This is a genomic window from Micromonospora sp. SD12, from assembly GCF_052068495.1.
Taxonomy (GTDB): Bacteria; Actinomycetota; Actinomycetes; order Mycobacteriales; family Micromonosporaceae; genus Micromonospora; species Micromonospora echinofusca.
Window position 1 is genome coordinate 40,160 of record NZ_JBQHDF010000023.1, and the last position, 13,660, is coordinate 53,819.

The window sequence follows — 13,660 nt, forward strand, 5'->3', positions numbered from 1 at the left end:
CGCGGGTGCGACGGGGACGCCGGCCGCGCGGCGGGTGTGCGGCGGATCGCGTCGGTCACCGGCCGAGCCTGCGGTAGCGGCGTACCGCGAGGGGTCCGAACACGGCGATCAGCAGCAGCGGCCACGCCACGGCGAGCGCGACGGCGTGCTGCGCGGGGAACGTGTCGCCGCCCGCGCCGGGGTTTCCGAAAAGGTGCCGGCAGGCCGCGACGGTCGCCGACAGCGGGTTCCACGCGGCGACGGCGGCGAGCCAGCCGGGCATGGTGCCGGGGGAGACGAACGCGTTGGAGGTGAACCCGAGCGGCCAGACGAGGATCTGCAGCATCACCACCGACTCGGGTCTGCGCAGCACCAGCGCCAGGTGGATGCCGACCCAGATCAGGGCGAAGCGCAGCAGCAGGAGCAGCCCGACGGCGCCCAGCGCGCCCGGGGCGCCGGAGCGCCACTGCCAGCCGACGGCGACGCCGCAGGCGAGCATGACGGCCAGGCCGGCGGCGCTGTGCAGCAGGTCCGCGGCGGCCCGGCCGGTGAGCACCGCCGAGGACGTCATCGGCAGCGACCGGAACCGGTCGGTGACGCCGCGCGCGGCGTCGGTGGCCACGGCCGCGTACGTCGACTCGATGCCGAACAGCATCGTCATGGCGAACATGCCGGGCAGCAGGAACTCGCGGTAGTCGCCGCCGCCGGGCACGCTCATCGCGCCACCGAACAGGTAGCCGAACATCAGCACCATCAGCACCGGGAAGAGCAGCCCGACCACGAACTGTCCGGGTTGGCGCCGCCAGTGCGCCACCGCCCGGCCGGTGAGGGTGACGCCGTCGGCGACGGCCCAGCGCAGGCGCCACGGTACGGGCCGCACGCTCGTCGCGCTCATGCGCTCACCTTCTCCCCGTCGGGGCGGGCGGTGGGGGAGTCGCCGCCGGTGAGCCGCAGGAACACCTCGTCGAGGGTGGGGCGGCGCACCGCGACGTCGGCGGCGGCCAGGCCGGCGTCGTGCAGGGCCCGCAGCACGGCGCCCAGCGCGGTCACCCGCCCGGTGACGGCGACGCTGAGGCGCAGGCCCACCGCGTCGACGATGGGGGTCGCCGCGACGGCGGCGCCGACGACGCGTACGGCCCGGTCCAGGTCGTCGGCGCGGGTCAGCACGACGTCGACGCGGTCGCCGCCGAGCGCGGTCTTCAGCTGCTCCGGGGTGCCGTCGGCGACGACCCGGCCGCCGTCGACGACCCGGACGGTGTGGGCGAGCTGGTCGGCCTCCTCCAGGTACTGCGTGGTCAGCAGCACGGTGGTGCCGTCGGCGACGAGCCCGCGTACGGCGTCCCACACCTGAGCGCGGGCGCGCGGGTCGAGGCCGGTGGTGGGCTCGTCGAGGAAGAGCACCGGCGGGTCGAGGATCAGGCTCGCCGCGAGGTCGAGGCGGCGGCGCATCCCGCCGGAGTAGGTGCCGACGGGCCGGTCGGCGGCGTCGGTCAGGTCGAAGCGGGCCAGCAGGTCGGCGGCCCGGGCGCGGGCCCGCGCGCCGCCGAGGTGGTGCAGCCGGCCGAACAGCACCAGGTTCTGCCGGCCGGTGAGCACCTCGTCGAGCGCGGCGTGCTGGCCGACCAGACCGATGCGGGCGCGCACCCGCTCGGGGTGGCGCAGCACGTCGGCGCCGGCCACCCGCGCCGCGCCGGCGTCGGGCCGCAGCAGGGTGCTCAGCACCCGTACGGCTGTGGTCTTGCCCGCCCCGTTCGGGCCGAGCAGCCCGCAGACGGTGCCGGCGGGCACGGTGAGGTCCAGCCCGGCGAGGGCCTGCGTGTCGCCGTAGCGCTTGCGTAGTCCCTCGGCCTCGATCGCCGCTCCGTCGTGCATCGCGCCCCCGCCCGCTCGTCCCGTACGTCGTACCGTACACCATACGGTACGGCGCACGCTAAGGTGCCGGGATGACGACCGAGTACAGCGGCACCGGCGACCCGGCACGCAGCCTCGCCCTGCTCTGGCGCACCCGCGAACGCACCAGCCGCAAGGGCCGACCCGACCTGTCCGTGGACCGCATCGTGCGCGCCGCCATCGAGGTGGCCGACGCCGAGGGCCTCGCCGCCCTGTCCATGCGCCGCGTCGCCGAACGACTCGGCGTGGGCACCATGTCCCTCTACACCTACGTGCCCGGCAAGGGCGAACTGCTCGACGTCATGCTCGACACCGTCTACGGCGAGACCGCCCGCCCCGACGACGTGCCCGGCGGCTGGCGCGGCCGACTCACCCACATCGCCCGCGAGGCCTGGGCGCTCTACCTGCGCCACCCCTGGCTGCTGCAGGTCGCCACCACCCGCCCCCCGCTGGGCCCCAACGTCATCGCCCGCTACGAGTACGAACTGCGCGCCGTCGACGGCATCGGCCTGACCGACCTGGAGATGGACGCCGTCGTCACCCTCGTCTCCGGCTACGTCCACGGCACCGTACGCAGCGCCGTGGAGGCCGCCCAGGCCGCCGCGCACACCGGCATGACCGAGCAGCAGTGGTGGCAGGCCCACGCCCCCTACCTGGAGAAGGCCCTCGACCCGCGCCGCTACCCCCTGGCCGCGCGCGTCGGCACCGCCGCCGGCCAGGAGTACCAGGCCGCCGCCGACCCCCACGGCGCGTTCGAGTTCGGCCTGGCCCGCATCCTCGACGGCATCGAGGTGCTCGTCGCCGCCCGCCCGGACGCCACCGCCGCGACCGACGACCGATAACCTTGCCGGCATGACCATGCGTCCCATCAGGATCATCGGTGACCCCGTGCTGCGCACCCCCAGCGAGCCCGTCACCAGCTTCGACACCGAGCTGCGCGCCCTGGTCACGGACCTGATGGACACCCTGCTCGGCGCACCCGGGCGCGCCGGCGTCGCCGCCCCCCAGATCGGCGTCAACGCCCAGGTGTTCGTCTACGACGCCGACGGCGAACGCGGCCACCTGGTCAACCCGACGCTGGAGCTGTCGGAGGAACTCCAGGACGACGACGAGGGCTGCCTGTCGATCCCCGGGCTCTACTTCCCGACCCCGCGCGCCCTGCACGCCACCGCCCACGGCTTCGACCAGCACGGCGAGCCGCTGACCATCTCGGGCAGCGGCTTCCTCGCCCGGGCCCTGCAACACGAGACCGACCACCTCGCCGGGCGCCTCTACGTCGACACGCTGCGCGGCGACACCCGCCGCAAGGCGCTGCGGGAGATCCGCGCCGGGCGCTTCGACTCACCCAGCCGCCACGGCTGAGCCACGCCCACCCGGCCGGCGGTCACGCCCCCGTGCCCGCCGGCGGGTCACCGCTGGTGGGCACGCAGCGCGTACTCGCCGTAGTCGGCCACCCGGGTGAAGCCCAGCCGCGCGTAGAGCCGCACCGCCGCCGCGTTGTCCGCCTTCACGTTGAGCGTCACGTGCGTGACGCGCTCGCGCAGCCGCCGGCACAGGGCGGTCACCGCCGCGGCGGCCAGCCCCCGCCCGCGCCACCGGGGATGGGTGGTCACGTTGCCCAGCGCCGCGACCCCGTACGCCGGGGAGAACACGTGCACCCCGGCGACCGCCACCAGCTCGCCGCCGTCGCGCACCCCCACGTACTGGCCGGTGTCGAGCATCCGGGGATCGAACCAGTTGCCCGGGTAGGCGACCTCGTAGAGGCGGTGCAGCGCCGGCAGGTCACCGGCGTTCAGCACCGTACCCGCCGCGACCTGCCCGTCCAGCCGCGCCGGATCCGTCAGCGCCATCCGGTGGTGCGGGCCGGCCGCGTCCATCCGGAACGCCCCCGCCAGGGCCGGCTCGACGCCGGGGGACAGGTGCGCCCACAGCCGGGCCGGGAGCACCGGCGCCACCTCGCGCAGCAGCGCCGCCAGCCGCCCGGCCCGTCGCGGCGGCGCGAACGCCAGCAGCGTGGGCGTCTCGGCGCCGTGATAGAGCAACGCCACCTCCTCGTCGCCGCGGAACCAGGAGGTGTACGGCCAGAAGAAGTCGTCCAGGTCGCCGAGCTGGTACGCGTGCAGCACCGGATCCCGCCCGAGCAGCGCGGCGAGGACGGCGCGGTCGTGTTCGGCGCGTACCGGCATCCGCCGATGATCACACACGCGGCCCCGCTCCGCCGACGCGCGCCCAAGCTGCTCCGCCGACGCGCGCCGGGCGGGTCAGCAGCCCGTGTCCGCCTCGGCGGGAAGGTGCTCGTGCGCCCACCGGCCCAGCGCGTCGAGCACCGGCAGCAGTGCCGCGCCCGGCCCGGTGAGCTCGTAGCTCACGCCCAGCGGGGGACCCTGCCGGACCGTGCGACTGACCAGCCCGACCCGCACCAGCTCGCCCAGCCGGTCCGACAGCACCGACTCGCTGATCCCGGGCAGGGCACGGGTCAGCTCGGCGAACCCGGCCGGCCCGTCGGCGAGGGTGCTCAGCAGCATGCCGTTCCACCGCTTGCCCAGAAACGCGAAGGCCCGGGCCACGCCCCCGTCACACGTGCGGGGCGTGTCGCCCACCTCCGGCCTGACCGTCATGCCCCCAGGATACGGGGGACATCACCCGAACAAGGGACTACTAAAAAGCTAGCTGCTACCGTTACCGAAGCAAGCCAGCCGACTCCATGGAGACGCCCCGATGACCGACATCCACCCGCCCCTGATCAACCTCGGCCCCGAGGCCCAGGCGCTGCTGTTCACCGACGCCCGCACCGCCAACACCTTCACCGACGAACCCGTCACCGACGAACACCTGCGCGCCATCTACGAACTCGCCAAGTACCCGCCCACCGCCGCCAACACCCAGCCCCTGCGCATCCTCTACGTACGCCCCGGCGAAGCCCGCACCCGCCTCGTCGCCCACATGAGCGAAGGCAACCAGGCCAAGACCGCCACCGCCCCCATGGTCGCCGTACTCGCCGCCGACACCGACTTCCACGAGCACATCCCGCGGGTGTTCCCCATCCGCCCCCAGATGCGCGACGACCTCGCCGGCAACCCCGACGCCCGCGAGCGCATGGCCCGCTTCAACGCCACTCTCCAGATCGGCTACTACCTGCTCGCCGTCCGCGCCGCCGGCCTCGCCGCCGGACCCATGGCCGGCTTCGACGCCGCCGCCGTCGACCGCGAGTTCTTCACCGACAGCACCTGGAAGACCCTGCTCGTGGTCAACATCGGCCGCCCCGGCGACAACGCCTGGTTCCCGCGCCTGCCCCGCCTCGACTACACCGACGTCGTCCGGCACGCCTGAACGACCAACCACCCGACACCAGTGGGTGGCGACCGGTCAGGCCGCCACCCACTGGTCGAAACCCAACTTGCCGACCAACGCCACCACCACCACCAACAACACGACCCGCACGAAGCCCGAACCACGCCGCAACGCCATCCGCGCCCCCAACGCCGCCCCCGCGATGTTGCACACCGCCATCGCCGCCCCCAGCAGCCACCACACGTGCCCCGTCGCCGCGAACACCGCCAACGCCCCCAGGTTCGTCCCCACGTTCACGACCTTCGCCATCGCCGAACCGTGCACGAAGTCCGCCCCCACCAACGCCGTGAACGCCACCACCAGAAACGTCCCCGTACCCGGGCCCACCAACCCGTCGTACAACCCGATACCCAACCCCGCCACCACCACCGCCACACCCACCCGCACCCGCGTACGCCGATGCGGCTGCGCCACCACCCCCAACCGCGGCCGCAACACCACGAACGCCGCCACCGACACCAACACCACCAACACCACCGGCCGGTACGCCGACGCCGGCACCGCACCCGCCAACGCCGCACCCACCCCCGCACAACACATCGCCAACCCCGCCGCCGGCCCCGCCACCGCCCAATCGATCTTCGTACGCCGCGCGTACGTCACCGCCGCCGTCGCCGTCCCCGCGATCGCCGTCAACTTGTTCGTACCCAACGCCGACGCCACCGGCATCCCCGGCGCCGCCACCAGCAGCACCGGCAACAACAGCAACCCACCACCACCCACCACCGCGTCGATCCAACCGGCCACAGCGGCCGCGGCGAGCAGAGTCGTCAACGACAGGGGATCCACATCCACGGGCCGCCATTCTTCCCACCACCACCCACCCACCGACCCGCCCTGTGGCCAGCCTCACCAGCGACGACACTCACCGACCCCGCGCCCGCCGCAACCACACACCCACCGCCGACAACGCCACGAACAACAGCACCGAGCACAACAACACCTTCAACACCGGGCAACCCTCCCATCGACACGTAGGGTGCAAGCGTGCGCCTGGCCACCTTCAACCTGCTACACGGCCGGTCCCTCGCCGACGGACTCGTCGACCACGACCGACTCACCGCCGCCGTCACCGCCCTCGACGCCGACGTCCTCGCCCTGCAAGAAGTCGACCGCGACCAGAGCCGCAGCGGCAACCTCGACCTCACCGCCATCGCCGCCCGCGCCCTCGACGCCGACGAACACCGCTTCGCCGCCGCCGTCGTCGGCACCCCCGGCGAACAGTTCCGCCCCCTCACCCACGACGACGACGGACACGGCGAACCCTGCTACGGCGTCGGCCTCGTCACCCGCCACCGCGTCCACACCTGGCAGGTCACCCGACTACGCCCCGCCCCCGTACGCTCACCCGTCTACGTCCCCGGCCCCCGCGGCGGACTCATCCTCCTGCGCGACGAACCCCGCGTCGTCCTCGCCGCAGTCCTCGACACCCCACACGGCCAACTCACCGTCGCCGCCACCCACCTGTCCTTCGTCCCCGGCTGGAACGCCCACCAACTGCGCCAGACCGTCCGCGCCCTACGCACCCTGCCCGCCCCACGCATCCTCCTCGGCGACCTCAACCTGCCCGCCGGCCCCGCCCGACTCCTCACCGGCTGGCACCCCCTCGGCCGCCGCCCCACCTACCCCGCCGGGCAACCCCGCGTCCAACTCGACCACATCCTCGCCGACCGCCACGGCCTCGACCGCCTGCCACCCGTCACCGCCGTACACACCCCGCTGTCCACCATCTCCGACCACCGCCCCCTCCTGGTCGACCTCGGCTGAACACCCGCCCGACAGCGGGGGAGCGGACACCCCTCACCAAAGGTCGCGTCACCGTCACCGCACCCAGCGTTGACACCGCCCCAGCGCATCGGCGAAGGTCTCTGGCGTGACGGCACCCACCCCAGGCCCGACGAGCCACCCCACCGAACACCACCAGTACGTGATCATCGGAGCCGGACCAGCCGGCCTCCAACTCAGCTACTACCTCCAACAGGCCGGCTGCGACTACGTCACCCTCGAACGCGCCCCCGCACCCGCCGCCTTCTTCCGCCACTTCCCCCGCCACCGCCGCCTCATCTCCCTCAACAAGGTCCACACCACCAGCACCGACCCCGAGATCCGGCTGCGCTGGGACTGGAACTCCCTGCTGCACGAACCCGCCGACCTGCCCTTCGCCAAATACAGCAGCGAATACTTCCCCCACGCCGACGACATGGTGCGCTACCTCACCGACTTCCAGCGCTACCACCAACTCGCCGTACGCTTCGACACCCCCGCCCACCGCATCGAACGCCTCGACGACGGCTTCCTCATCCACACCGACCAGCACACCCTGCACAGCCGCTGCCTCATCGTCGCCACCGGCTGGGGCCGACCCCACATCCCCGCCATCCCCGGCATCGAACACGCCACCGGCTACGAGGACATGCACACCGACCCCGCCCACTACGCCGGGCAACGCGTCCTCATCCTCGGCAAGGGCAACTCCGCCTTCGAAACCGCCTCGGCGATCCTCGGACACGCCGCCATGATCCACCTCGCCAGCCCACGCCCCCTACGCCTGGCCTGGAACACCAAGCACCCCGGAGACGTCCGCGGCCACCACGGCGCCGTCCTCGACAGCTACCAGTTCAAGACCCTGCACTCCGTACTCGACTGCGTCATCGACGAGATCCGCCCCCTCGACAACCGCTACCAGGTACACCTCACCTACACCCACGCCGACGGCGAAACCGCCGTCATGGAGTACGACACCGTCCTGCGCTGCACCGGCTTCACCATGGACACCACCCCCTTCGACCCCACCAGCCGACCCGCCATGGTCCCCAGCGGCCGCATGCCCGCCACCACCGCCGACTGGCAGTCCACCAACATCGACGGCCTCTACTTCGCCGGCACCCTCGCCCAGGACCGCGACTTCAAGAAAGCCTCCTCCGCCTTCATCGACGGATTCCGCTACAACCTGCGCACCCTCACCGCCCTGCTCCGCGAACGCTACGACGGCGTACCCCTGCCACACACCCTCGTCGACCGCGACCCCGACACCCTCACCACCCTCGTCCTCGACCGCGTCAACTGGAGCTCCGCACTGTGGACCCAGTTCGAATTCCTCTGCGACGCCCTCGTCGTCGAACCCCACGGACAGCTACGCCACTACATCGACCTGCCCGAAGACCACATCCGCACCCGCTTCCGCCACCACCCGCACTACTACACCGTCGGCCTGCGCTGGGGCCGCGACGACCACGGCGACGTCTTCGCCATCCAACGCCACCCCCAACCCGACCGCGCCGCCGAAAGCGCCTTCATCCACCCCGTCATCCGCCGCTACCACGGCGACACCCTCGTCGACGAACTCCACCTGCTCGAAGACCTGCTCGCCGAATGGCGCCGCCCCGACCGCCACGTGACACCCCTGCGCCACTTCTTCACCCGCGAACTGCACCGCGACCGCTGACCCCCACCGCGCACCGCCCCACCAACGCCACCCACACCTACGCCGGCTGCAACTCGTCCACCACCGTCTGCGCCACCAGAAAATCCACCACATCCGTCAACCGACCCCGACGACCCGCCGCCCCCCGCTGCCGCACCGCCCCACCACCCACCACCAACAACCGCTCACACCAACCCCGCACCAACTCCTCATCCCCGCACGCCCGCAACACCGGCCCCAACCAGTCCACCACCTCACCCAACACCTCCCGCGCCGGACGCAACCGACCCGACCCCACCTCCAACAACGAACCCTCCAACCCGTCACGCGCCGCCCGCCAGTACGCCGCCCGCAACCACTCACCGGCAACCTCCGGACCGTGGTCACCCCGCTCCACCGCCTCCGACGCCCGCACCACCAACGCCCGCACCAACGCCGCCACCAACGCCGACTCCTGCGCCGACACCGGCACGTCCGCCACCCGCACCTCCAACGTCGGATGCGTCACCGACGGCCGGACGTCCCAGAACAACGTCCCCGCATCCACGATCGCCCCCGCCGCCGACAACATCTCCACCACCGCCTCGTAATGAGCCACCGACGTGAACCGCGGCGGCGGCCCCGCCACCGGCCACCGCGGCCACACCATCGACCGCCAACTCGCATAACCCGAATCCCGCCCCTCCCAGAACGGCGAATTCGCCGTCAACGCGATCAACAACGGCAGATACGCCCGCAGATGATTGCTCACCAGCAACGCCCGCTCCCGATCCGGCAACTCCACATGCACGTGCACCGCACAGATCGCCAACTCGTCGTGCAACCCCCGAAACGTCGCCGTACCCCGATCCGGCCGCGGCCCCCGCCGCACCGGCGGCGACGTCGCCCCCGGCAACACCGGCGTACCGGTCGCCACGATCCGCAACCCCTCCGCCTCCGCACACTCCGCCACCACCCGACGAGCCCACACCAACTGCTCCAGCAACCCCCGCACCGACGACGTCGGATCCGTCCGCGTCTCCACATGCAACGTCGTGATCTCACCCGACACCCGCGAACCCAACCGCGTCACCGCCCGCCCCACCACCGCGTCCGCCCCCGCCACCACACCCCGACTCACCGGATCGACCAGCAGGAACTCCTCCTCCACCCCCAACCGCGGACCCGACGCCCCCAGCTCCCCACCCACCCGCTGCGGCACCCCAGCCTCCACTCACGACACACGACACGAACAGGCCGACAGGGTAGCCCGAACCCGTGACCAACGGGACACCCACAGTCAACACACCGACGACGCCACCACCCACCGGGACACCCCGCACCCCGACCCCTGTGGCAAGCTGACCCCACACGCGACTGGCGGCCAGAGGATGGGCACCAAACCATCGGGGAGCTGCACGCGCGGAGGTCGACCGCCTGGGCCCCGCCGGCAGAGGAGCACCATGCCCACCGCCCGACTCCTGCCCGGCACCCCCGTCGCCGAACGCATCCTCACCGACGTCGCCGCCGGCGTCACCGCCCTGCGCGCCGCCGGCACCACCCCCGGCCTCGCCACCATCCTCGTCGGCGACGACGACGCCAGCGCCGGCTACATCCGCATCAAGCAACGCCAGGCCACCGAACTCGGCTTCACCTCACCCCACGTACACCTGCCCGCCACCGCCACCCAGGCCGACCTGCACCACGCCATCGCCGAATTCAACACCGCACCCGACGTGCACGGCCTGCTCATCCAGCACCCCATCCCCGCACACCTCGACTACGACCGGGCGCTGCAAACCATGGACCCGGACCTCGACGTCGACGGCATGCACCCGCTCAACATGGGACGCCTCGCCCTCGGCCTGCCCGGACCCCTGCCCTGCACCCCCGCCGGCATCGAAGCCCTGCTCGCCTTCCACGACATCCCCGTCGCCGGCCGCGACGTCGTCATCCTCGGCCGCGGCGCCACCCTCGGCCGCCCCCTCGCCCTGCTGCTCACCCAGAAACGACCCACCGCCAACGCCGCCGTCACCGTCGTGCACACCGGCGTCCCCGACTGGGCCACCCACACCCGCCGCGCCGACATCCTCATCGCCGCCGCCGGCGTCCCCGGCATCATCCGACCCGAACACGTCCGCCCCGGCGCCGTCGTCGTCGGCGGCGGCGTCCGCTACGAAGGCCGGCGCCTCCTACCCGACGTCGACGAATCCTGCGCCGACGTCGCCGGCGCCATCACCCCCCGCGTCGGCGGAGTCGGCCCCACCACCGTCGCCATGCTCTTCCGCAACGCCCTCGACGCCGCCCGCCGCGCCACCGGCCACCCCTGACCGCCCGGCCCGGGCGTCGACGACCCCGACGCCCGGGCCACCACCGGCCACACCCCGACACCACACCAGACCCCCGGCAGAGCTGGGCGCGCTGACCACCGCCGGCCCGCCGCGCACCGCCGGATCCCGCTCACGACCGTCCGTCGCGCTCCGCCGCCACCAACCCCGCCAACGCCCGATTGGTACGGTTGGACCGCACCGCCGCGCGCTGCTGCCCGGCCGTCACCTCGATGTACGTCTGCGACGACGCCAACGACGCGTGACCCAGCAACCGCATGATCTCCGCCGCACTCGCCCCGTCCTCCGCCAACCGCGTCGCGAAGGTGTGCCGCAACGCGTGCAACCGCGCCCCCCGCGGCACCCGGTCGGTGATGCCCGCCCGCCGGTAGCAGGACTCCACCAGATACTGCAACCCGCCCCGGCGCAGCGGCTCACCCTGACGGTCCACCAGCAGCGGCGCGTCCGGCCGCACCGTGCGCGACCCGAACCGCCGCACCCGGCTCTCCAGGTAGCCCACCAGCACCCCGTCCAGCTCCGGCTCGATCGGCACCACCCTCGGCCGCCCGCCCTTGCCGGCCACGTCGACCCGCCGCTCGCCCGCACGGCCCGTCAGCGATCCCACGCGCAGCGCCAGCAGTTCCGACAGTCGCAGCCCCGCACAGAGCGCCAACGCCAGCACCGCCAGGTCGCGCTCCGGCCACGGGTCGCGCTGGCGGCCCTCCTGCCGGGCCACCGAGGCGAGCAGCTGCTCCGGGGTGTCCGCGCCACGCAGCGGCTTGGGCTGGGGGAGAGGCGCCCGGGGTCGACCGACCGCCGGCATCGGGTTGCCGGCGACCACCCCGTCAGCGACCAGGAAGGAGAAGAAACTGTTCCAGGTGGACCACGCCCGGTGCACCGACGCGACCGCACGGGGAGCGGCGAACCGGGCAAATGCCGCCCGCATGACGCGGGCGGTGAGGGCGGCGACGGGGAGCGCGTCGAGGGGGAGGGGAGGGGTGGCCTCCTCGGCTGCCAGTGCGGCGACGGCGCGCAGGTCCCGCCGGTACGCCTCCAGCGTGTGGGGGGAGGGCTTGCGGGTGGCGCGGGCCGTCAGGAACTCCTCGATCAGCCGCTGTACCGATTCGTCCTGTTTGTCATGCATAAGGGATATTATGCAGCATTTTCGGGTTCGCCGGCAACGGTGGGAGAGGGGGAGAGCGTGCGGTGCTACGTACTGACCGGAGCGCCGGGGGCGGGCAAGACGACACTCGCCGAGGCGCTGCGCCGACGCGGGTGGCCCGTCGTCGCCGAGGCGGCCACCGACGTCATCGCGGCGCAGCAGGCGCGGGGTGTCGCCGAACCGTGGCAGGAGGCGGGCTTCGTCGACGCGGTGGCGCGGCTGCAGCGGGAGCGCCGCGAGGCGCCCGGGGCGTACGGGACGGTGCGGATCCACGACCGGTCGCCACTGTGCACGTTGGCCCTCGCGCGATACCTGGGCCGCCCGCCGGGGCGCGTGCTGGTCGAAGAGGTGCAGCGGGTGCTCCGCGACGGCGCCTACGAGCGGCCGGTCTTCCTGGTCCAGCCGCTGGGCTTCGTGACGCCCAGCGCCGCCCGCCGCATCGGTTACGCCGAGTCGCTGGCGTTCGCCCGCGTGCACGAGGAGATCTATCACGCGCACGGCCATCGTCTGATCGCGGTGCCGCCCGCGCCGGTGCGGGCGCGCGTGGCACTGGTGGAGAAGCACCTGCGGCACCTCGCCGGCCTGCCGCCGGACCGGGCCGAGGGAGTGCCCGATCCGTTCTACTTGACATAATGTACATTATCGAACCTGCGACATCACGCTGGTGGCGGCCTTTGGGGCCTGGCCGGCACGGCGGCAGGTTCGTTCTGGCGGGCGCCTGCGACATGTCGCCCCCGCGCTGGTCCGCCATCGTGACGGGCGGTCCGCACCCGTAGAGGCGTTACGCCTGGGTGGACACTCGGGTCGTTGCGGCCGGCTCGACCGTCGGGTCGCCGCCCGCGCGGGTGGGCTGTGCGGGCGGCGACCCGACGGTGTCGCGATCGAAGCTGGCGTGTGCCTCAGGTCAGGCGTACACGGGTCAGCCAGGGCGCCTCCGTTCTCCCCTAGCAGGGCTGGGCGTACCAGTAGGGATCGAAGTCCACGTACGGGGCCTCGCTCCGGTAGGCGAAGCCGTGGATCGGGTTGCGGTTCTGGTCCAGCAGGTCGGCCCACGTGCCCGGAGTCTGGTTGTTGACGACGGAGCCGTGGCCGTTCCAGTTGAACAGTGCGTAGTCGCCGCATGCGTACATCACGAACATCCGGCCGCGGAGGTAGGTGTCGGTGTAGAGGCAGAAGGCGGTGTAGGGGCAGGTGCCGGCGGCCTGCGAGGAGATTCCGGCGACGCTCGCGTGGACGTTGTCGTTGGGGCCGGCGTGGGCGGCTGCGGGCGCCGCCAGCGTGGCGGCGGCGGCGGCGAACGCGGCGGTAAGGAGCAGGCGTAGCTTCATGAGCTCACCGTGTCAGCGTGGTCGCTCTGCGTCAATCCAGTCGATCTGTGTCGATGGCAACTCGGAATGACGGCCGTCTTGCGTTGCGTGAGAGATCGTGGCAGTCGGCCGTATCGGCACAGGCCCAGCTTCCACGGCGGCGTCGCCGTCGGAGCACCCCGGTGCCGCGTTTCGCTCCACGCTGGTGAGAGGCGGCCACCCCGGCGCGGTGGTGTGTGGA

General features: G+C 72.7%; 15 protein-coding genes. 7 read left to right on the forward strand and 8 right to left on the reverse strand.

Annotated features, from left to right (window positions below):
• Positions 1–55: 55 nt before the first annotated feature.
• Complete coding sequence (locus ACTMS2_RS27315; protein WP_441177958.1) at positions 56–874, reverse strand: ABC transporter permease; 819 nt, start codon at positions 872–874, stop codon at positions 56–58.
• On the reverse strand, positions 871–1,851 hold the full coding sequence (locus ACTMS2_RS27320) for an ATP-binding cassette domain-containing protein (RefSeq protein ID WP_441177959.1): 981 nt from the start codon (positions 1,849–1,851) through the stop codon (positions 871–873). The genes ACTMS2_RS27315 and ACTMS2_RS27320 overlap by 4 nt, the downstream gene beginning before the upstream one ends.
• Positions 1,852–1,922: 71 nt before the next feature.
• Between ACTMS2_RS27320 and ACTMS2_RS27325 the strand changes: the two genes are divergently transcribed.
• Both ACTMS2_RS27325 and def read left to right on the forward strand, forming a co-directional pair.
• Positions 1,923–2,711 (forward strand): TetR/AcrR family transcriptional regulator, encoded by a 789-nt coding sequence (locus ACTMS2_RS27325; RefSeq protein WP_357721554.1) that lies wholly within the window; start codon positions 1,923–1,925, stop codon positions 2,709–2,711.
• A 10-nt stretch (positions 2,712–2,721) separates the two neighbouring features.
• Positions 2,722–3,231 carry a peptide deformylase gene (def, locus tag ACTMS2_RS27330; protein WP_089000324.1) on the forward strand — a complete coding sequence of 170 codons (510 nt, stop codon included), beginning with the start codon at positions 2,722–2,724 and terminating at the stop codon, positions 3,229–3,231.
• A gap of 47 nt (positions 3,232–3,278) precedes the next feature.
• On the opposite strand, the gene ACTMS2_RS27335 is transcribed toward def, so the two are convergent.
• Together ACTMS2_RS27335 and ACTMS2_RS27340 are read right to left on the reverse strand one after the other, a co-directional pair.
• Positions 3,279–4,055 carry a GNAT family N-acetyltransferase gene (locus ACTMS2_RS27335; RefSeq protein WP_441177960.1) on the reverse strand — a complete coding sequence of 259 codons (777 nt, stop codon included), beginning with the start codon at positions 4,053–4,055 and terminating at the stop codon, positions 3,279–3,281.
• A gap of 75 nt (positions 4,056–4,130) precedes the next feature.
• Complete coding sequence (locus tag ACTMS2_RS27340) at positions 4,131–4,487, reverse strand: winged helix-turn-helix transcriptional regulator (RefSeq protein WP_357721563.1); 357 nt, start codon at positions 4,485–4,487, stop codon at positions 4,131–4,133.
• A 100-nt stretch (positions 4,488–4,587) separates the two neighbouring features.
• Here ACTMS2_RS27340 and ACTMS2_RS27345 point away from each other — a divergent pair, with 100 nt between their 5' ends.
• Positions 4,588–5,199 (forward strand): malonic semialdehyde reductase, encoded by a 612-nt coding sequence (locus ACTMS2_RS27345; protein WP_441177961.1) that lies wholly within the window; start codon positions 4,588–4,590, stop codon positions 5,197–5,199.
• A gap of 36 nt (positions 5,200–5,235) precedes the next feature.
• Here ACTMS2_RS27345 and ACTMS2_RS27350 read toward each other — a convergent pair whose 3' ends face one another.
• Positions 5,236–6,009, reverse strand: coding sequence for a sulfite exporter TauE/SafE family protein (locus tag ACTMS2_RS27350; protein WP_441177999.1), 774 nt, complete (start codon positions 6,007–6,009; stop codon positions 5,236–5,238).
• A gap of 198 nt (positions 6,010–6,207) precedes the next feature.
• On the opposite strand from ACTMS2_RS27350, the gene ACTMS2_RS27355 reads away from it, so the two are divergent.
• Together ACTMS2_RS27355 and ACTMS2_RS27360 are read left to right on the forward strand one after the other, a co-directional pair.
• The gene (locus tag ACTMS2_RS27355) at positions 6,208–6,987 is read left to right on the forward strand and encodes an endonuclease/exonuclease/phosphatase family protein (RefSeq protein WP_441177962.1); all 780 of its coding nucleotides are present in this window, start codon (positions 6,208–6,210) and stop codon (positions 6,985–6,987) included.
• A 106-nt stretch (positions 6,988–7,093) separates the two neighbouring features.
• Positions 7,094–8,665 (forward strand): NAD(P)-binding domain-containing protein, encoded by a 1,572-nt coding sequence (locus ACTMS2_RS27360; protein WP_441177963.1) that lies wholly within the window; start codon positions 7,094–7,096, stop codon positions 8,663–8,665.
• A gap of 37 nt (positions 8,666–8,702) precedes the next feature.
• On the opposite strand, the gene ACTMS2_RS27365 is transcribed toward ACTMS2_RS27360, so the two are convergent.
• Positions 8,703–9,845, reverse strand: coding sequence for a carboxylate-amine ligase (locus tag ACTMS2_RS27365; RefSeq protein ID WP_441177964.1), 1,143 nt, complete (start codon positions 9,843–9,845; stop codon positions 8,703–8,705).
• Between the two features lie 241 nt (positions 9,846–10,086).
• Here ACTMS2_RS27365 and ACTMS2_RS27370 point away from each other — a divergent pair, with 241 nt between their 5' ends.
• Entirely contained in the window at positions 10,087–10,953 is an 867-nt protein-coding gene (locus ACTMS2_RS27370; RefSeq protein ID WP_441177965.1) for a bifunctional 5,10-methylenetetrahydrofolate dehydrogenase/5,10-methenyltetrahydrofolate cyclohydrolase, read from the forward strand.
• 130 nt (positions 10,954–11,083) lie between these two features.
• On the opposite strand, the gene ACTMS2_RS27375 is transcribed toward ACTMS2_RS27370, so the two are convergent.
• Positions 11,084–12,094, reverse strand: a complete 1,011-nt coding sequence (locus ACTMS2_RS27375) for a tyrosine-type recombinase/integrase (RefSeq protein ID WP_441177966.1) — start codon at positions 12,092–12,094, stop codon at positions 11,084–11,086.
• 57 nt (positions 12,095–12,151) lie between these two features.
• On the opposite strand from ACTMS2_RS27375, the gene ACTMS2_RS27380 reads away from it, so the two are divergent.
• Positions 12,152–12,745: an AAA family ATPase gene (locus ACTMS2_RS27380; protein WP_441177967.1), complete on the forward strand. Its 594-nt coding sequence runs from the start codon at positions 12,152–12,154 to the stop codon at positions 12,743–12,745.
• Positions 12,746–13,056: 311 nt separating this feature from the next.
• Here the strand turns inward: ACTMS2_RS27380 and ACTMS2_RS27385 are convergent, their stop codons facing one another.
• Entirely contained in the window at positions 13,057–13,440 is a 384-nt protein-coding gene (locus tag ACTMS2_RS27385) for a peptidase inhibitor family I36 protein (protein WP_441177968.1), read from the reverse strand.
• Between the last annotated feature and the right edge of the window lie 220 nt (positions 13,441–13,660).

Bases quoted from the DNA above. Each gene is read 5' to 3' on its own strand.
- ACTMS2_RS27315 (WP_441177958.1), bottom strand. From the start codon at position 874: ATGAGCGCGACGAGCGTGCGGCCCGTACCGTGGCGCCTGCGCTGGGCC.
- ACTMS2_RS27320 (WP_441177959.1), bottom strand. From the start codon at position 1,851: ATGCACGACGGAGCGGCGATCGAGGCCGAGGGACTACGCAAGCGCTAC.
- ACTMS2_RS27325 (WP_357721554.1), top strand. From the start codon at position 1,923: ATGACGACCGAGTACAGCGGCACCGGCGACCCGGCACGCAGCCTCGCC.
- def (WP_089000324.1), top strand. From the start codon at position 2,722: ATGACCATGCGTCCCATCAGGATCATCGGTGACCCCGTGCTGCGCACC.
- ACTMS2_RS27335 (WP_441177960.1), bottom strand. From the start codon at position 4,055: ATGCCGGTACGCGCCGAACACGACCGCGCCGTCCTCGCCGCGCTGCTC.
- ACTMS2_RS27340 (WP_357721563.1), bottom strand. From the start codon at position 4,487: ATGACGGTCAGGCCGGAGGTGGGCGACACGCCCCGCACGTGTGACGGG.
- ACTMS2_RS27345 (WP_441177961.1), top strand. From the start codon at position 4,588: ATGACCGACATCCACCCGCCCCTGATCAACCTCGGCCCCGAGGCCCAG.
- ACTMS2_RS27370 (WP_441177965.1), top strand. From the start codon at position 10,087: ATGCCCACCGCCCGACTCCTGCCCGGCACCCCCGTCGCCGAACGCATC.
- ACTMS2_RS27375 (WP_441177966.1), bottom strand. From the start codon at position 12,094: ATGCATGACAAACAGGACGAATCGGTACAGCGGCTGATCGAGGAGTTC.
- ACTMS2_RS27385 (WP_441177968.1), bottom strand. From the start codon at position 13,440: ATGAAGCTACGCCTGCTCCTTACCGCCGCGTTCGCCGCCGCCGCCGCC.